Here is a 17,141-nt window from a genome sequence, read left to right as displayed (position 1 = left end):
GGGACCGGGTGCACCATTTCCTAGTCGGTGATGGCACCGGGCTTGTCGAACTGCCACAGCACCCAGACCAGACACGCGCAAGCGGGAGGCAGCAGCACCGGGTTGACGATGCCCACCACCAGCGGCGCGACGCTGAGGAAACTGCGCAGGCTCCAGCCGTACAGGTAGCCAGCGCGCTCGATGTAGTCCACCGCCAGCGCGACCACAGCCTGGCGCTGCGGCGAGCCGGCCGGCAGCGACATCGCGAAGCCCACGTGGTTGTAGTAGCGCATCGACAGCGTGGAGCACACGAAGGACGCGAACAGCGTGGCCATCAGCAGCAGTTGCAGCAGTTCCAGCGGCAACAGGTCATGCGGCGCGTGCACGCCTGCCAAACCCGCGGCGAGCCGGCTGCCACCCAGTGTCACCGCGCCCATCAGGCACAGCGCAGCGGTGGACGCGGTGATGGTGGCCGACATCAGCGAGTTGCGCAGCGTCTGCACCGCAACGATCTCGAAGCCTGGCTTCTCGGCCAGCGCGCGCACCCAGTCGGCCCGCATCTGCGCGTGCACGTCGCGCGCCACACGGTGCGGCGCACGCCGGCCGATCCAGATCACCCGGCCCTCGTAGACGATGACGATCAGCAAGCCCACGGCCAGCGCCAGCCAGGGGCTGATCCAGCCGGTCATGCCCGGGGCTCCAACATCGGCTGGTGCGGCTGGCCGCAGCACAGCAACGCAGGAGAAAAAATCCGCATGGCGCGATTGTGTGCGCAAGCGAGGGTCGCTTGCATCCAGGCCAGCCCGCGCCTGCCTGGCAATTTAGCGCCCGGGCCGTCCGCCGGGGACCCGATCCGCTGCGACACTTTGCGCATGAGTAAATCTGTTTTCCGAGCATGGACCTGAGCTGGGGCCTGGGCGCCATCGTCGGGCTGATCCTGGCGCTGACCGGCGCCGGTGGCGGCGTGCTGGCCGTGCCGCTGCTGGTCTTCGGGCTTCACTTGACGGTGCAGCAGGCGGCGCCTGTCGCGCTGCTGGCGGTCGGCGCCTCTGCCGGCCTGGGCGCGGTGCTGGGCCTGCGCGACGGCATCGTTCGCTACCGCGCGGCCAGCCTGATCGGCGGCCTGGCCATGCTCACCGCGCCGCTGGGCGTGGCATTGGCCCAGCACCTGCCCCCGCGGCCGCTGACCGGCCTGTTTGCCATGGTGCTGGGCTGGACGGCCTGGCGCATGTGGCAGCAAAGCCGGCCCGCCGCCGCCCAGTCTGCTGCCAGCCCGGCCGCGCCGCGCCAATTGCCGCCCTGCGTGGTCGACGCGGCCGACGGCCGGCTGCGCTGGACGGCGCCCTGCGCCTGGGTGCTGGCCGCCACCGGCGCGGCGTCCGGCCTGCTGACCGGCCTGCTGGGCGTGGGCGGCGGCTTTGTCATCGTGCCCTCGCTGACCCACTGGACTGACCTGGACGCGCGCAGCATCGCCGCGACCTCGCTGGCGGTCATCGCATTGGCCACGCTGAGCGGCCTGGTCGCCGCCACCGGCCATGGCCACCTGGACGCCGGCCTGGCGCTGAGCTTCGGCGGCGCAGCGGTGGTCGCGCTGCTGATCGGCCGCGTCCTCGCCAAGCGGCTGCCCGCCGCCATGCTCAAGCGGGTGTTCGCGGTGGTCAGCGCGCTGGTGGCGGTGATGATGTTGCTGCGCGCGCTGAATCCCACAGCGGCTTGAGCTTGCGCGGCTGAACGTCAGAATCCGGGGCCGCACGATGCGGGTCACCCTCCGGACACGCCTGACAGATGAAGCCCCTCGCGAACCCCGACACCCACCCGCCCCTCGCCCTCTGCCTCTGCGCCGCCTGGTGCCGCACCTGCGACGCCTACCTGCCGGTGATGCAGGCCATGGCCGCGCAGCATCCTGGCTGGCAGTTTGGCTGGCTGGACGTGGAGGACCATGCGGACGTGCTGGCGACCGGCGGGGCCGAGTCGGCGCTGGACATCGAAACCTTTCCGACGCTGTTGCTGGTGTGGCAGGGCCAGGCGCGGTTTCTCGGTCCACTGGCGCCGCAGCCAGGCGTGCTGGAGCGGCTGCTGCTGCAGGCCGGCGAGTTGCCGCCATTGGCAGACGCAGCGGTGCAGGCGCTGGCGCGCAACAGCGCGGTCATGGCTGCGCAAGGGCTGGCAGCGCTGCCCTGATGCGTCGCCCGCTCAAGGGGCGGTGCGCTGTGCTGCGTCAGGCCGGCGTTGGCGTGTCGTTGGCGCTGTTGCGCCAGGTTTCGTGCAGCGCGGGGCTTGCATCCAGGTCCCGCCCTGCGGCGATGCCGGCCGGCGCTGTGGCCGGGGGCGTCACCCGGTCTGGCCAGCGGCCGCGCACCCATTCCACCAGTTCGCCCGACGGCAGCGGCTTGCTGATGTGGTAACCCTGGGCTTCGTCGCAGCCCAGGGCGCCGAGCTGGGCCAGGATGGCCGGGTTCTCGACGCCTTCTGCGACCACGGTGAGGCGGCGGTCGTGCGCCAGGCCGATGATGAAACGCACCATCGCGGCCTTGTCGGCGTTGGTGTCCATCGTGCGCACGAACAGCATGTCGATCTTCAGCTCGTTGACCGGCAGGTCGACCAGCTGGCCCAGCGAGGTGTAGCCGGCACCGAAGTCGTCGATGGACAGCTTGTAGCCGCTGGTCTTGAGCGCGTGCAGCGTCTGCAGCGCGCGCTGCGGATCGGAAGCGATCGCGCTTTCGGTGATCTCCAGGCACAGCGCCGAAGGTGGCACGTCGTGGTGGCGCAGCCGGGCGTCGATGCGGGCCACCAGGTCGGCCTTCATCAGGTCGTGCGCCGAGAGGTTGACCGACAGGCGCAGCGCCAGGCCCTGCGCGCGGTGCTGGGCCCAGACGCGTGCAGCCTCGTCGACGACCCACAGCGTGAGCTCATGGATGAAGCCGGTTTCCTCGGCAAACGGGATGAACTGGTTCGGCGGCACCAGGCCGCGCGTGGGGTGCTGCCAGCGCACCAGGGCCTCGGCCCCGATCAGGCTGCCGTCGGCCAGCCGCAGCTTGGGCTGCAGGAACAGGCGCAGCTCGCCGTGGCGCAGCGCATGGCGCAGCTCGCCCAGCAGCGACAGCGTCTGCGCGCTGCCAGCGTCGATGGAAGGGTCGTACACCAGGCAGCCGGCCATGCGGCGCTTGGCTTCCGTCATCGCCAGCAGCGCGCGGCCCATCAGCTGGTCGGCCTGCTCGGCGTGTTCGGGGAAGCAGGCGATGCCGATGCCCGCCGAGAGGTCGACCACGCTGTCGTCCAGCTGCACCGGCCGCTCGAAACTGCGTACCAAGCTTTGCGCCACCCATTGGGCGCGGGCCGGGCTGGCACCGGGCAGCAGCAGCGCAAATTCGTCGCCCGCCAGGCGTGCCACGAAGCCGTCGATCGAGGCCGGCAGCTCGCTCAGGCGCCGCGCCACGCCGCGCAGCCGCTCGGCAGCGGTCTGCAGCAGCCGGTCGCCACGGGCCCGGCCCAGCACCTGGTTGACCTGCTCCAGCCGGTCCAGGTTCAGCATCAGCAGCGCCACCGGGCGGCCGGGCTGCAGCTCGCGCCGCAGCAGGTCTTCAAACTGGGCGCGGTTGGGCAGGCCGGTCAGCCGGTCCCAATACGCCAGCACGCGGATCTCCTCGGTGCGGGTGGCCAGGCCGGTGCGCATGCCGTCGAAGGCCTGGGCCAGCTCGCCCAGTTCGTCGTCGCGGCCGGTCTGCGGCACGGGAGTCTGGAAGTCGCCCTGGCCCAGGCGTTCGCTGGCGCGCAGCAGCTGGTGCACCGGCTGCGTCACGCGGCGCGCCGTCAGCACGCTGACCACGCCGAAGATGGAGACGGCCAGCACGGTGATCAGGGCCATCGAGGCCTGCAGCCGCCGGAAAGGCGCCACGGCCTCGTCGATCGAGCGGAACAGCACCGCATGCAGGCTGCCGCGCGCGCCGCCTGGCGCGCCGGCCGGCAGCAGGTCCACCCGCAGCCGCAGCACCGAGATGCCGTCCAGTTCGCCTTCGGACATGCCGGGCCCGTCGTCGACCATGGCCGCCACGCGGCCAACCGCGGTGGTGCCCAGGGCCAGGTGCGGCGCCTGGCCAGCGGTCTGGCTGAACAGCACCATGTCCAGGCCGGACAGCGCGTGCAGGTCTTGCGCCAGCGCGTTCTGCAGCGGAAAGCCCATCACCACCCAGCCGATCAGCAGCGGCGCCTTCATCGGCACCACGACGAATTGCATGGCCTGGCCCTGCACCAGGCGCAGCGGCGCCTGCTCGGCGCCGGCTTGCTGGCGCTCGGCCGCCAGCTCGACAAGCACCGGGCGCAGGCCAGCCTCGTCGGACGAGTTGACGGCCAGCAGGTCGCCCTTCACATCCAGCAGCGCCGAGACGCTGGCGCCAATGCGTGCGGCCTGGCTTTCCAGCGCCAAGCGCACCGTCTCCGCGTCACCGGACTGGACCGCGGCGCGAAAGCCGAAATCGGCCGCCAGCAATGTGGCGCCCTGGCGCAAGCCCTGGGCGTTCTGGTCCAGCAGCCGGTTCAGCACCCGCGCGCCGAGCTGCAGCTGGTCGCCCAGCAACGTGCGGGCGTTGTGGTCGATGCTTTCGCGAATCGTCATGAAAGCCGCCAGCTGCACCACCAGCAACAAGCCGAGGAACAGCGTGACGATGCGGCCCGCCAGGCTGTTGAAGAGATTGCGGCGTTTCACTTCGGCCCCGCATCCAGGTGCACGGCGGGCGCCAGCAGGCCGGTGCCCACGGCCAAAACCGGCCACAGCACCATTTCCATCGACCAGCCCAGCCCGCGCACCGACATGCCACCCACCCCATCGCCCAACAGCGTTCTTCGGGCCCCCACGCGCCACAGTGGGCGAGCCGGGGCATCACATCCCGATTTCGGCCGAGCTGAAGCGGAACTTGAGCGGGTCGGCAAGTCCCTAGATCTGGACGCGGGTGCCCAACTCCACGACGGCGTTGTCCGGCAACCGGAAAAACGCCACCACGCCGGTCGCATTGCGGTTCATCGCCGCGAACAGGCGGCGACGCCAGCCGCGCAGGCCCAGGCCGGGCGCGGTCACCACAGTCTCCCGGCTGAGGAAGAAGCTGGTCTCGAAGACGGGAATGCGCAGGCCCTGGGCGTCGCACAGCGCCAATGCTTTTGGCACGTCCGGCGCGTCCAGGAAGCCGAAGTTCAGCGTCACACGCCAGAAACCGGGTGCCAGTTCGGCCACGTGCACCCGCTCGCTGTCCGGCAGCGCCGGCACTTCGTGGAACACCACCGTCAGGATCACGTTGCGCTCATGCAGCACCTGGTTGTGCTTGAGGTTGTGCAGCAAGGCCTGCGGCACGGTGTCGGGGTTGGCCACCGGGTAGATCGCGGTGCGCGAGACCCGCGTGATGCCCGGGTCCTGCAGCGACTCGATGAAAGGCTGCAGCGCCAGGCCTTCGTCGCGGATGTTGTCCAGCAGCAGCGCGCGGCCGCGGGCCCAGGTGCTCATCACGACGAACAGCAGCCCGCCCAGCGCCAGCGGGAACCAGCCGCCGTCGAACAGCTTGACCGCGCAACCGGCGACCAGCGCCGCGTCCAGCAGCAGGAAAAACGCCGTGGCGCCCAGCGCCAGCCAGCGCGGCAGGCGCCAGCCGTCGCAGACCACGAAGTAGGTCAGTACAGTGGTGATCATCATCGTCAGCGTGACCGCCATGCCATAGGCACCGGCGAGCGCCGAAGAGCTGCCGAACCACAGCACCGCCGCGAAGACCGCCGCCAGCAGCGCCCAGTTGACCGCCGGCAGGTAGATCTGCCCGGCCTCGCTGGCGGAGGTGTTGCGCACCACCATGCGCGGCAGGAAGCCGAGCTGGATGGCCTGCTTGGTCATCGAGAACGCGCCGGAGATCACCGCCTGCGAGGCGATGATGGCGGCCAGCGTGGCCAGCAACACCGCAGGGGCGATCCAGGTCGCCGGAAACAGGCGGAAGAACGGGTTGTCGATGGCTTCGGGCTGGCGCATCAGCAGCGCGCCCTGGCCCAGGTAGTTCAGCGCCAGTGACGGCATCACCAGCAGCGACCAGGCGAGCTGGATCGGCTTGCGCCCGAAGTGGCCCATGTCGGCATACAGCGCCTCGGCGCCGGTCAGCGCCAGCACGATCGCGCCCAGCGCAGCCAGCACATGCCAGCCACGCCCCGCGAGAAAATGCCACGCATGGCGCGGGTCCAGTGCGGCCAGGATTTCAGGCTGCTGCGCAATCTGCTGCACGCCGGTCCAGCCCAGCACCAGGAACCAGACCACGATGATCGGCCCGAACACCCGGCCCACCTGCTGCGTGCCAAAGCGCTGCACCAGGAACAGCGCCGCCAGCACCGCCAGCGAAACCGGCAGCACATACGGCTTCAGCAGCGGCGTGGCCACCTCCAGCCCTTCCACCGCGCCCAGCACCGAGATCGCCGGCGTGATCACGCTGTCGCCATAAAACAGCGTGGCGCCGAACACGCCCAGCAAAAGCAGCCCCCGCCGCAGCGCCGGCCTTTGCGCCACCGCCCGCCCGGCCAGCGCCGTCAGCGCCAGCCCGCCGCCTTCGCCGCGGTTGTCGGCCCGCAGGATCAGCACCACGTACTTCAGCGTCACCACCAGCATCAGCGCCCACAGGATGGCCGACACCGCACCCACCAGGTTCGCCGAAGTCAGCGGCACGCCACCCGCGCCAAAGACTTCCTTGACGGTGTACAGCGGGCTGGTGCCGATGTCCCCATAGACGACACCGATGGCCGCCAGCGTGAGCCCCGCCAGCGCGCGCCCGCGCGGCTGGCCCTGGGGCAGCGCAAAGGCAGAAGTTGCGGCGGAAGAAGAACGAGGTAAAGCGGCAGCGGTCATCAGACGGCCCTGAAACAGGATGCCGCGATGGTCGTGGGCTTTACATCAGGAACACATAAGGACGCGTCAAAGCGCCCACAGCGCCGCTGCACTCACGCCGACCGCCGCCGGGTAGGCAACTTAAAAGACCGGCTACGGTGGTCCTCAAAAGGCCGAAAACTTATACAAATACTTGCACAGGCCGGTAAATCGGAAACGTGGCCGCCTCACCAAAGCAGCCCCATCACCGCCGCCCGAACCGCAGCCGCAGTGCGGTTGCCTGCACCCAGCTTGGCGCAGGCTGAGCGTGCGTGGTAGTTCACCGTCGCTTCTGCAATACCGATGATTTGCGCAATGTCGAGTGCGGTCTTGCCTTCGCATGACCATCGCAAGACGTCGAGCTCGCGCGCGCTCAAACTGCCATCGACGCTGTCCTGCAGCACGTGCCCCCAGATTCGGCACATGCCTTCATGACAGACATGCGACAGCCATTGCATGCGGTCGGCTTTCTGCTCTAGCTCCGCGCTCTCAATCGGTGGATCACTACGGCATAGCGTTAGCAGGCTAACCATGCCGCGGGCGTCTCGCCGTGGCTGCGCCCAGCCGTGGTTTAAGCCGAACGAGCGAGCGTTTTCCAGCAGTTCCGGACAAGCAGCAAAGAGTGCATCGCTCCAGCACACCGACTCGTCGCTCGTGATCGCGTGCGCAACTGTTGGGTCGCGGCGTATGTAGCCACGTTTGTTATAAAGCTGCTCCCAATCGGGCGGATAGTTACTGCACCAGGCAACTCGCGGCGCCACGATTGGTACAGGTGACTTGAGGCCAAACGAGGCGTATTGAAAGCCTAGCCGGTTTGCCTCTGCGACCACGGCAGCGAAGGTGTCAGTCGGACTAACGGCCGCGCTAACAACCCGCAGTTGCTCAAGTTGCCAACACGTCACGATCGCGCTCCCTGTTTGGCGCGCTCGGGGCCAGCGCAGGCCGGGGACTGGTCATAGCCAAACCCCCCGATGCGAATCATAGCAAGGGAGCATCGCCATGATTGACTCACAGCCGCAATGCCCATCGGGGCAACTTTACGCAATTGGTTACCGCGGTGCATTCCAAAGACGTGGCGCGCCTCGGAACAGATTCAGCGAGCGGCGAGGCAAGCCGTGATTTCAGGCATCCAAGGCAGCGTATCGATGCGTTGTCGTACAGCATCGAGCGTGCGCGAAAGGCCTAGGTCGATGCCACGCTCGTCGACCAACATCACATTCGAGCGCAGCGAATAGGGTACGACCTCAGGTGCGTCGTTACCCGCGCGCCACCGCCAATCCCAGCCGATCGACACCCGTGGCTCGCTCTCGCTTGCCCACTCGGCATAGCCTGCAAATGTGTGGAATTGTGCAGATGTCTCGCACGCACTGTGCAGGTGTATCAGCGCCACTGCGAACAGCGCCTCTTCGTGCAGGCGGACGTACGAATCGCTGAAGCTGGAGCGCAGTTCCGTTTCCATGGTTCCAAGACTGTAGACAGCAACTGCGCGACCGGTGACTAACAAATCTGTGCATTGCGGAAGGATCGAGTCGGGCTTTCAATGACTTCCATCGTCTTCGTCGTCATGGCCTTTATGGAGGTTCCGATGCACGTTGTCTGTTATCGCGACAGTGACCTGAGTTCGACGCAACGCCAGCGTATTGCACGCTACCGTCATCGAGTATTCGTGGAGATGCTAGGTTGGCCGCTACCGGCCAATCGTGAAGGCAGCGAGCAAGATGAATTCGACACTGCCCCGTCCCTTCACGTCATCGCCACCGACGACGACGCACGCATCGTGGGCTACGCAAGGCTGCGCCCGACGACTGAACCGTACCTGCTGGCTGTGCACTTCGCCAGTCTGCTTAACGGCCACTCCGCACCGTGCGACCCACACACCTGGGAGATTTCGCGCTACGCCGCGATAAACCTGGTTGACCCCGCTTCTGGCTGCCATACAGACGTCGGCAAGGCGGTGCTGAGAGCCGCAATCGTACAAGCCCGAGCACGCGGTGCAGAGCGACTTGTCTGCTGCACCTCGGTGGCCATTGAACGCGTCGCGCTGCGCTGGGGATTCCGCATGCAGCGCCTAGGCCCACCAGCACGCCATGCCGCCGACCTCATCGTTGCCGCCGGCATCGAGTTCGACGCCCGCACGCTGGAAGCACTCGCACCTAAGACCAAAGCGTTCCTCGACCCCTTTCACTCGGAAGCGGTGCCGACCGCATCGGCAGCCCAGCCCGCCGAGGAATTGGCCGTGCGCCGCTTACCGCAGCGCCAGGCCGCTGCCACCTTTCCGATTACCGCATGAGGCGCCGCTAACAAGACGCCACATGCCGTTGCTGAACTGCCTGTCAGGCAGTCTGCCGCCCGCCGAGCGGGGGGCAGTTGTGTGTCTCCACTGAACCTTCGAAAGGAAATTTGCCATGCAAACCACGACCACCGCCTTGGCCTATGTCCGCTTCTCGTCGCTCAGCAATCGCCGCGACCTGATCACGCTGTTCTCGGAGCCCTGAGCCAGAGGCGCACTGCTGCGCCGCTGGCCCGCCGCAGTCGGTGCCACGCGCCATCGTGACACCGACTGCGGCAACTCGTCTCAAATCCAAAACCCTGTCGAGGACTGCCATGTTCTGCAGCTTGATCAAACTGATATTGCACCAGCCATTGCTGGACCTGGTTGAGCGGCCACAGGCCGAATTCTTTGCAAACGCAGCCGCTCGTGCAACAACGGCCTTGCTCGACGATCTGTCATCCGCGTATCCACTTTGGATACAACGGCGCGGTACGCCAGGTTTGCGTGACATGCTGCTGCGCGAGACACGTCCAGTTGCTGTCGCCCTGGACTACACGCGCTGGGAGGCAATCCAAACTCTCACCAATCGCTGGCAAGCCCTCGATATCGATGCACGTGTCAAGCTCGCACGCGTACTACTTCAAGTCGGTGCATACGACCGCCTCGGAGCACTGTTCGACAGCGATGTTGATATGGCAACCGAACCACGGCTCGCGATGCTCAACGTCTCGGTACGTGTCGGCATGTACCGCGCAGGCTGTGCAGAGCTGCCAGTCATCAAGCCGCTGCAGGAGGCCTGCGAACGCGCCCTTGACGCCTCGCCAAGCGAGGAAATCGAGGTTGCAGCCGCGCTGCGCTCGTTCTTGCTCGCGCTGACATATGGCGGTGACGCCGATGTCGCACGGGCTCGCTACGAGCGCGCCGTCTCCATTGCCAAACGCCTTGAAATCGCAACGCCGACGTTCCGGCGTGTGCTCATGACATCGTGCCTCTGGCGAGCAACCGCGATGTGGCCGCACGCACGAGGTGATCTGGATCAAATGACAGCCGAGATGACGCGCTGCGAGGCGTTGGCAAACGCTGCCACGCCAACCGATGCGACTGAAGCTTTCCTTGCCCATGAGAACCTGTTCTCGGTACATGAAAGCCGAACAAAAGAACGGTTGGCCTGTCGAGATATCGACGGCGCTGTGCACCATGCAGCGCGCTTGGTCGCGTTATTCCCGTTCGATGCCACCGCCCACATCGAGCTTGGCGAGGTGCTGCTACGCGCCGGCCGGCCGGCCGAAGCAGCAGTGCACTACGAACTCGCTGCCGAGTATGGGCCGCCTGGAAGTGCAATTGCGTGGTTCATGGCTGGCGAAGCTCATGCTGCTTGCGCCGCTGGCGCCTCGCGCGAAGCGCGTGCGCTTACCGCGTACCTAGCCTCACAGCGGATCGACCCCCTTGCGGTTTCGGCGGTGCAACGCGCCGCTGACAGTAGCAGACGCGGCATCGTAGATGTCGAGCACGCCAGTATCGGTAACTGGTGTGCCGACTGGCTTGACGAGGCTCAGGCAATGACAGCCAACCTCGAAGGAGCTTCCGTATGAACACACGTAGCTTCATGGAACAAGCACTCGGTCCGTATGTGCGGCTTGCGCCGCCATCGCCCAATGGCCCAATACACGCCTGGCGACCTTGGCTAGCGTGGCAACGCTGCCTCACCGACAGCAGCGAGCGTCAGAGCAACCTGCAACGCGTCCTGCCACCGGGCTTTCGCGACTCGCTTGCTGCTGAGCTTTGCAGCTATGGTCAGTATGCAGTCGAGGCACCAGAGGAACTCTCACCGGAGCTACGAACTGATGCATGGCTTGCCATGCTTGAGTTGCTGCACGCCTTTGACTCGCTAGCAGCGCCAAGGCGTGCTGCGGTCGCTGGCCTGTTGCTCTCACTCGGGTTCTATGAATTACTAGCACGCATCTCGGAAATCCCATCAGAAGATGCCATTGCCGCCGATCCATGGGAAGCAAGCGTCGCACTCACGACAGCGTCCGCATGCACAGTGCTGGGCTCGATCGGTCGCCGGCCGTACACGCTTGTGCCACTCGCGACCATCGCCGAGAACGCAGCTCGCGATAGCGACGTGCGCTTCAATGCTTGCATAGACCTCATTGTTCAGCATGCAAAATATACCGGTGACGTTGAGGCAGCGACGCACTGGCGTGAGTGTGCATGGCAATCTCTGCAGACACTAACCTCCAAATATGGAGCCGAAAGTTTTCGCGCCCATCTGCTGACGAGTCGCTTTTACCGCAGCGCTTCTTATGTGCCGTTTATGCGTCGAGAGCGGGATATCGTAGTTGCCGAAATGGCGCTTTGTGAGGCGCATGCGATGGCGATGACGCCACGCAGCGAGAGCGAGGCTCTGCTCGCAAGAGAAAACTGCATGCCTATGCTGCAGAGCCGGGCGAAGGAAGCACGCTGGATTGGCGACCTTGCACTTGCAAAGGAACGGCTTGAGCGAGCACGCGACATAGATCCGATGGACTCAGCACGCTGGGTTGAGTTGGGCGAGATCCATCTAGATCTCGGTGAGCCCGAGCCGGCACTCACTTGCTACGTTACAGCCGCGCGACTTGCACCTCCCGGTGGCGCGCTGGCGTGGTTCATGGCGGGCGAAGCAGCGCGCCTCGCTGGCGACAACGAAACCGCATGCACGCACTACCTTCATGCGTTGGCAATCGATGGCCTATGCGTCGCTGCTTTGGACCAACTGAGCAGCATTGCCTCTGAACAAGAGAGCACACGACACCTGGGTGCACTTGCTGCTGCCGTGCAACACCACCAGCGTCACACTGCCGCAGCGATGGCCTGAAGCCGCTTCAATAGGAGAACGCCGTGACGATTCCTCAACAATCTGCTGCGCCGCCTTCGCACCCGTCCGCTCGTCCATTTCGCCAGCCTTGGCATATGCAGATGATGCCCTGGCGCACGTTGCCAAGCACGCTGCTGAGGAATGCTGCAGCGGTATTGGCATCACGCCTGCTCGTCTCTGCGGCTGCAATGATGGTGACACCGTTCCTCGTTGTTCATCTGACGCGCGAGCTCGGCCTAGCACCCTTCGTCGCGGTGCTGTTGGCGAGTGCAGTGGTCATTGGCGGAAGACTGTTCGCGCGGCCACTCGGTGTACTTGTGGATCGAAGGCCCGGTATAGGCCCTGCGTTCGCAAGCCTGCTCTGCTGCGCGATGGCGACAACGCTCTTACTCGGTCTAGATAGCGCGGTCGGTACATGGCTCGCGGCCACCGCCTGCATTTGCCTGAGCGTCGCGTCGACCACGTTCACCCTCGCCGTAAGGACCCACGTCGCGCGATCCTTCGACTTGCGTCACCTGCCAATGGTCTACGCGACATCGAGCGTCGCGTTCAATCTCGGCATGTTTGTCGGATCTGCGCTCGCGGGCTGGTTGCTACATCGAGAACTCGGTGCATGGGCAATCGGTTGCGCAGTCGGGGCCTATTTGCTCGGAGCTTGCGCGCTGCTCGTTTTGCGATCGCCTCGGTCCGACAGTAGTACCGGCCCATCGAAAACAAGTACCTCTGAAAAGAGTTCGTCGTCGAGGCGAAGCGAGGCGAAATCTGACACGGCATCCACATTGCCTCCGATCGTGCTTGGCCCGTTCGCATGGACCTATACCGCGATTGGCTACCTGACCAATACCGTGACGCTATTGCTCGCTGCATATTGCGCAACAGTGTTCGGCTCGGCAGCACTGGCATCAGTTTTCTACTCATCGCAGTCGCTGGCGTTGGTGGCGGTGCTACCGCTGATGGGCTGGCTGTTACGTCGACCAACGTTGGGCATCCTGGCAACACTCTACTTTGGTGGTCAATTGCTTGCAGCACTCGGATTCGTTGTCTTTGGCGCAATAGGAACAGCCGGGCCAGCAATCGGCGTGCTCTCAGTGGCTTTCTGCCTCAGCCAGGCGCTTTCTGTGCCTACCGCGGATCCACTGCTGGCCAAACTCGTCGGGAGAGGCAGTGTTGGCCAGGTTTTCGGTACCACGATGAGCGCAAACGCCCGCGGCGCTCTCGCGGCGTGCGTAGTGAATGCGGCAGCACTTCAATGGCTGCCGCACGAACGGCTTGGCCTGGCATGGGTGGTGCCGGGAGGCGTCGCACTGGTGGTCGTAGCAGTCGCAGCAGCATGCCGCCCCTGGCGTGCACAAGCAGCCAAGGAAACCAAAGCATCAACCGTCGAAGCAGACGTTCTTCAACAACCTAGCGCCGAACGGAGCAACGTTGGCAACACAATTGAAGCCGCAGCATTGCCACGCAACGCTGCTATCGCAGCAAGGTGACATGAAGATGGCCGCTCAAGACAATGACGAGGGTCGCGCCTACCGCCGCGCGATGGGGCAATTTGCCACCGGAGTCTGCCTGCTATCGACTGCGACCCCGGCCGGGCCGCGCGCCATCACCGTCAACTCCGTGACGTCAGCAAGCCTAAGGCCACCGGTGCTTTCCGTTTGCATCCGGCGTGAGAGCGCAATGACCGGGTTGATTACGACCGCTGGCGCCTTCGGTATCAGTGTGCTAGCCGCAACGCATGAAGGCATCTCGCGTCAATATGCGGGGCGCGCCGAGCGAGGCGAAGACACGCTGGCACGCTGGAAGTGGCGCGACGGCGTACCGTGCGTCGACGGCGCGCTTGCAGTGTTCGCTTCCACGGTCATCCAAATGGCTGAGATAGGCGACCATGTTGTGCTGTTCGGCACCGTCACCGCGTTCGACCTCTCTTCGACGCGTGAGGACGCACTTGTCTTTTATGCTGGCTCCTACGCCCGACTCGCAGCAATGCCAATATGACGAGGAGCAACCCGAAGTGCTAAGCCGGATCGTCTTGCTGTGCAATAGCTTGCACGAGCATCAGCGCACTTGCCTTGGCGAGCGCCAAATCGCGAGGTGACGCCGATAGGTCCTTCTCGAAGCGCACACAGAGCTCTCGGTACTTCACCATGAGCACCAAGACTTCCTCGTTCCGGAGTGCTGCCAGTTTGAGCTCCATTCGCTCAACTGTTTGCGCTAGCTCCGTCTCACTGGGTGCTTCATGATTCGTCACACGTTCAAGATTACCGCATTGACGTCCTGCACCCAATTGACGGCCGGGCCTTAGAAAGTATCGTGAGTCGGAGCTACACCGTTGACATAGAGAACCGGCCAAGGAAAGCCCTGATGTCGAATCCACGGTGCGTTCCATCGGCAGCCCTCAGTGCGCATCGCTCTTCGAGCGATGCGAGTTCTCCCGACAGAAAGGAAGCTGCGAGGCGCCAAAGTTTCATGTTCAGTGAAACGAATTCGGGAAAGTTCGATGTTCAGTGAGAAGGCAGTTCAGAGTGTCGTGAGACATGCGCTGCAAAATCTTTGAACGACCGACCCGCCGGTTTCGCCTTGGGTGCAAACCAACAGCCAAGGCGTGCCGGCGCCGCTCGCCGTGTGTTTCAACCCTCCGCCTCCGGTTCCACCAACCGATACCCCACCCCCGGCTCGGTCAGCAGCCAGCGCGGATTCGCCGGCTGGCTCTCCAGCTTGGCGCGGAGTTGGGCCATGTAGAGGCGCAGGTAGTGGGTTTGTTCGGTCTGGTCGGGGCCCCAGACGTCGCTGAGCAGCTGGCGGTGGGTGACGACTTGGCCGGCGCTGCGGACCAGGCGGGCTAGCAGCTTGAATTCGGTGGGGGTGAGGTGGCAGGCTTCGCTGCGCACCTTGACGCTGCGGGTGCCGAGGTCGATCTCCAGGCCCATCGGGCCGCCGCTGCGGTAGTGGGTCAAAGCGGCGTCGATGCGCGTGCCGCGGTGGCGCAGCGTGACGCGCATGCGCGCCAGCAGTTCGCCGACCGCAAACGGCTTGACGAGGTAGTCGTCGGCCCCGGCGTCCAGCAGGCGGATTTTCTGGCCATCGTCTTGCGCGGCAGAGATCACCAGCACCGGAAGGCTGTGCTTGCGGCGCAAGGTGCCGAGCAGTTGCTGGCCTTCGCCGTCGGGCAGGCCCAGGTCCAGCAGCACCAGGTCGAAACCGGCCGGGCGCAGCGCGTCGGCCAGGTGGGTGGTCAGCGCCTGGGCTTCGGCCAGGCTGGCGGCGGTGAAGACTTCGTAGCCTTCGATGTCCAGCGCGCTGCGCAGCGTCGCCCGCAGCTCCCTGTCGTCTTCGACCAGCAAAACGCGCAAGGTCATGCAGCCTCCTCTGCCGGCGCAGGCGCGGCTTCGCCCAGCGGCAGCCAGCATTCGAAGCTGCTGCCGCCGTGGCCGCGGGCGCGCAGGCGCAGCGTGCCGCCGTGGGCCTCGGCGATGGCACGGCAGACGGCCAGGCCGACGCCGGCGCCGCTGCGGTCACCACGCTCGGCGGCAGCCAGGTCGACCGGGCCGCGCTGAAACACGTCGAAGATGCGCTGGCGCCATTCGGGCGGCACGCCGGGGCCTCGGTCGCGCACGGCCAGCACCCAGTGGCCGGGCTGGGCGCGGGCCAGCAGTTCGACCGGGCTGTCACCGCCGTACTTCAGCGCGTTGGCGATCAGGTTGTCCAGCAGCTGGGCCAACAGCAGTGCGTCGCAGCGCAGCAGCGGCAGCCCCGGCTCGACGCGGGCGCGCAGTGCGCCCTGCGGGTGGCGCCGGCCGGCACGGCGCATCGCGGCGCCAACGATGTCTTCGGCCGATTCCCAGTCCAGCCGCAGCTGCACGCCGGGCGAACTGAGGCGGGCCAGCTGCAAGGTGTTGTCGGTCAGCTCGCCGAGCCGGCCGATCTCGTCGACCACGGTGGCGAGCAGCGTGCGGCGCTGCGCGGCGGAGAGGCGGTCGCCCTGGTCCTGCAGCGACGAGGCCGCCCCCAGCATGGTGGCCAGCGGCGTGCGGTAGTCGTGCGAGATGGCCGCCAGCAGCGCGTTGCGGGTGGCGTGTTCCTGGGCCAGCTGGCGAGCCTGCGTGGTCAAGCGCGCGGCCTGGGCGTGTTCGAGCGCGGCGCCCATCTGGTCGCACAAGGCCTGCGCATGGGCGCGCATGGCCTCGGGCAGGGCCGGGCTGTCGCCGGTGCCAACGGCCTGGGCCAGCGCATTGAGCCAGGTCTCGTCCAGCGGCAGCGAGACCGCCCCGCGCGCGCCATGCCGGCCGCGCAGCGGCAGCAGCCACTGGCGCAGCTCTTCATGCCGGCCGGTGCCTGGCCCCATCGCCCGCGACTGGCGCAGGCACAGCCACAGGCCGACACGGGTGTCCTCGTCGGGCTCGCCGAACCAGCGCACGGCCTCCGGCAGATCGGTCGCCGGCAGCTTGGGCTGTTGCAGCAGCATCAGCACCGGTGCGCCCTGGAACTCGCGCGCCAGGTGGCTGAACAGCAGGCCGGCGTGTTCGAGCGGGTCGTCCACCGCGCGCAACGCCTCGCCAAGCTCGCGCAGCTGGTGTGCATGGCGCGCTTGGCGGGCCAGCTGCGCAGCCAGCCGGCGCTGCGCGACCATCAGCCAGGTGACGATCCAGTTGACCAGCAGCATCGCGCCGAGCAGCAGCGCGTGGTGGCGCAGGTCGACCTGGAAGCTGCCGCGCGGCGGCACGAACCACCAGTTGAAGGCCAGCACCGCCAGCGCGCTGAGCGCCAGCGACACGCCCAGCGGCAGGCACAGCGCGGCCAGCGTCGCCGCCAGCACCGGCAGCATGGCCAGCCCGGCAAGGTCGACATGGCCGTCCAGCCAGGCCATCAGGCCCGCCGCCAGGCCCCAGATCAGCAAGCCCCAGGCCGGGTGCGGCCGCATCAACAGCCGCAGGCCATGCGGCTGCGCGGCGGCGGGCTGCACGGAGGCTTCAGAAGGCACGCGGGCCATGTTCATGCGGCGGACGCTAGCACGCCCGCCGCGCGCATCGCATCAGCAGCTGCCTGCTGGCGGGCCCAGCCGGGATACGCGTTGAAACACGCTGAACGTGTTTGCAGCCGGTCTGTTATGCGGCGGCGGGCTATGGATAGCTGAAAGCCTTCGTTCACGCAAGACAGGG

Annotated in this window: 16 protein-coding genes; 7 read left to right on the top strand and 9 right to left on the bottom strand. The window is 66.2% G+C overall.

Features of this window, described 5'->3' with window-relative positions:
- Positions 1-20: 20 nt before the first annotated feature.
- Positions 21-668 (bottom strand): DUF599 domain-containing protein, encoded by a 648-nt coding sequence (locus ACAH41_RS21755; protein ID WP_325653789.1) that lies wholly within the window; start codon positions 666-668, stop codon positions 21-23.
- 206 nt (positions 669-874) lie between these two features.
- On the opposite strand from ACAH41_RS21755, the gene ACAH41_RS21750 reads away from it, so the two are divergent.
- Both ACAH41_RS21750 and ACAH41_RS21745 read left to right on the top strand, forming a co-directional pair.
- On the top strand, positions 875-1,696 hold the full coding sequence (locus ACAH41_RS21750; protein WP_325653790.1) for a sulfite exporter TauE/SafE family protein: 822 nt from the start codon (positions 875-877) through the stop codon (positions 1,694-1,696).
- Positions 1,697-1,764: 68 nt separating this feature from the next.
- On the top strand, positions 1,765-2,160 hold the full coding sequence (locus ACAH41_RS21745; protein ID WP_325653792.1) for a thioredoxin family protein: 396 nt from the start codon (positions 1,765-1,767) through the stop codon (positions 2,158-2,160).
- A 37-nt stretch (positions 2,161-2,197) separates the two neighbouring features.
- Here the strand turns inward: ACAH41_RS21745 and ACAH41_RS21740 are convergent, their stop codons facing one another.
- The 5 genes from ACAH41_RS21740 to ACAH41_RS21720 all read right to left on the bottom strand — a co-directional run bounded on the left by ACAH41_RS21740 (position 2,198) and on the right by ACAH41_RS21720 (position 8,318).
- Positions 2,198-4,681: an EAL domain-containing protein gene (locus tag ACAH41_RS21740; RefSeq protein WP_325653793.1), complete on the bottom strand. Its 2,484-nt coding sequence runs from the start codon at positions 4,679-4,681 to the stop codon at positions 2,198-2,200.
- A complete protein-coding gene (locus ACAH41_RS21735) occupies positions 4,678-4,830 on the bottom strand; it encodes a hypothetical protein (RefSeq protein WP_325653794.1) in 153 nt (50 codons plus the stop codon). Before ACAH41_RS21735 ends, ACAH41_RS21740 begins: the two co-directional genes overlap by 4 nt.
- A 79-nt stretch (positions 4,831-4,909) precedes the next feature.
- Positions 4,910-6,841, bottom strand: coding sequence for a potassium transporter Kup (locus ACAH41_RS21730; protein WP_325653795.1), 1,932 nt, complete (start codon positions 6,839-6,841; stop codon positions 4,910-4,912).
- A 206-nt stretch (positions 6,842-7,047) separates the two neighbouring features.
- Positions 7,048-7,761: a LuxR family transcriptional regulator gene (locus tag ACAH41_RS21725; protein WP_325653797.1), complete on the bottom strand. Its 714-nt coding sequence runs from the start codon at positions 7,759-7,761 to the stop codon at positions 7,048-7,050.
- Positions 7,762-7,952: 191 nt separating this feature from the next.
- Entirely contained in the window at positions 7,953-8,318 is a 366-nt protein-coding gene (locus tag ACAH41_RS21720; RefSeq protein WP_325653798.1) for a DUF4902 domain-containing protein, read from the bottom strand.
- 81 nt (positions 8,319-8,399) lie between these two features.
- Between ACAH41_RS21720 and ACAH41_RS21715 the strand changes: the two genes are divergently transcribed.
- The 5 genes from ACAH41_RS21715 (at position 8,400) to ACAH41_RS21695 (ending at position 13,980) form a co-directional block, all read left to right on the top strand.
- Positions 8,400-9,149 carry an acyl-homoserine-lactone synthase gene (locus ACAH41_RS21715; RefSeq protein WP_325653799.1) on the top strand — a complete coding sequence of 250 codons (750 nt, stop codon included), beginning with the start codon at positions 8,400-8,402 and terminating at the stop codon, positions 9,147-9,149.
- 314 nt (positions 9,150-9,463) lie between these two features.
- Positions 9,464-10,723 carry a bacterial transcriptional activator domain-containing protein gene (locus ACAH41_RS21710; protein ID WP_325653800.1) on the top strand — a complete coding sequence of 420 codons (1,260 nt, stop codon included), beginning with the start codon at positions 9,464-9,466 and terminating at the stop codon, positions 10,721-10,723.
- A complete protein-coding gene (locus ACAH41_RS21705; RefSeq protein WP_325653802.1) occupies positions 10,720-11,988 on the top strand; it encodes a hypothetical protein in 1,269 nt (422 codons plus the stop codon). Before ACAH41_RS21710 ends, ACAH41_RS21705 begins: the two co-directional genes overlap by 4 nt.
- A 23-nt stretch (positions 11,989-12,011) precedes the next feature.
- A complete protein-coding gene (locus tag ACAH41_RS21700; RefSeq protein WP_325653803.1) occupies positions 12,012-13,472 on the top strand; it encodes an MFS transporter in 1,461 nt (486 codons plus the stop codon).
- A 1-nt stretch (position 13,473) separates the two neighbouring features.
- Entirely contained in the window at positions 13,474-13,980 is a 507-nt protein-coding gene (locus ACAH41_RS21695; protein ID WP_325653804.1) for a flavin reductase family protein, read from the top strand.
- A gap of 19 nt (positions 13,981-13,999) precedes the next feature.
- Here ACAH41_RS21695 and ACAH41_RS21690 read toward each other — a convergent pair whose 3' ends face one another.
- The 3 genes from ACAH41_RS21690 to ACAH41_RS21680 all read right to left on the bottom strand — a co-directional run bounded on the left by ACAH41_RS21690 (position 14,000) and on the right by ACAH41_RS21680 (position 16,978).
- Complete coding sequence (locus ACAH41_RS21690) at positions 14,000-14,179, bottom strand: hypothetical protein (protein ID WP_325653806.1); 180 nt, start codon at positions 14,177-14,179, stop codon at positions 14,000-14,002.
- A 433-nt stretch (positions 14,180-14,612) separates the two neighbouring features.
- Positions 14,613-15,341, bottom strand: a complete 729-nt coding sequence (locus tag ACAH41_RS21685; RefSeq protein WP_325653808.1) for a response regulator — start codon at positions 15,339-15,341, stop codon at positions 14,613-14,615.
- Positions 15,338-16,978, bottom strand: coding sequence for an ATP-binding protein (locus ACAH41_RS21680; protein WP_325653810.1), 1,641 nt, complete (start codon positions 16,976-16,978; stop codon positions 15,338-15,340). The genes ACAH41_RS21685 and ACAH41_RS21680 overlap by 4 nt, the downstream gene beginning before the upstream one ends.
- Positions 16,979-17,141 lie beyond the last annotated feature (163 nt).

It is taken from the genome of Ideonella sp., assembly GCF_041287625.1.
Classification (GTDB): domain Bacteria; phylum Pseudomonadota; class Gammaproteobacteria; order Burkholderiales; family Burkholderiaceae_C; genus Ideonella.
This window is presented reverse-complemented; position numbering and strand designations above follow the sequence as displayed.

What these genes read in the sequence shown, in the direction of transcription:
- ACAH41_RS21755 (WP_325653789.1), bottom strand. Translation starts at nt 668, where the DNA reads ATGACCGGCTGGATCAGCCCCTGGCTGGCGCTGGCCGTGGGCTTGCTG.
- ACAH41_RS21750 (WP_325653790.1), top strand. Translation starts at nt 875, where the DNA reads ATGGACCTGAGCTGGGGCCTGGGCGCCATCGTCGGGCTGATCCTGGCG.
- ACAH41_RS21745 (WP_325653792.1), top strand. Translation starts at nt 1,765, where the DNA reads ATGAAGCCCCTCGCGAACCCCGACACCCACCCGCCCCTCGCCCTCTGC.
- ACAH41_RS21730 (WP_325653795.1), bottom strand. Translation starts at nt 6,841, where the DNA reads ATGACCGCTGCCGCTTTACCTCGTTCTTCTTCCGCCGCAACTTCTGCC.
- ACAH41_RS21720 (WP_325653798.1), bottom strand. Translation starts at nt 8,318, where the DNA reads ATGGAAACGGAACTGCGCTCCAGCTTCAGCGATTCGTACGTCCGCCTG.
- ACAH41_RS21715 (WP_325653799.1), top strand. Translation starts at nt 8,400, where the DNA reads ATGACTTCCATCGTCTTCGTCGTCATGGCCTTTATGGAGGTTCCGATG.
- ACAH41_RS21710 (WP_325653800.1), top strand. Translation starts at nt 9,464, where the DNA reads ATGTTCTGCAGCTTGATCAAACTGATATTGCACCAGCCATTGCTGGAC.
- ACAH41_RS21705 (WP_325653802.1), top strand. Translation starts at nt 10,720, where the DNA reads ATGAACACACGTAGCTTCATGGAACAAGCACTCGGTCCGTATGTGCGG.
- ACAH41_RS21695 (WP_325653804.1), top strand. Translation starts at nt 13,474, where the DNA reads ATGAAGATGGCCGCTCAAGACAATGACGAGGGTCGCGCCTACCGCCGC.
- ACAH41_RS21690 (WP_325653806.1), bottom strand. Translation starts at nt 14,179, where the DNA reads ATGGAGCTCAAACTGGCAGCACTCCGGAACGAGGAAGTCTTGGTGCTC.
- ACAH41_RS21685 (WP_325653808.1), bottom strand. Translation starts at nt 15,341, where the DNA reads ATGACCTTGCGCGTTTTGCTGGTCGAAGACGACAGGGAGCTGCGGGCG.
- ACAH41_RS21680 (WP_325653810.1), bottom strand. Translation starts at nt 16,978, where the DNA reads ATGAACATGGCCCGCGTGCCTTCTGAAGCCTCCGTGCAGCCCGCCGCC.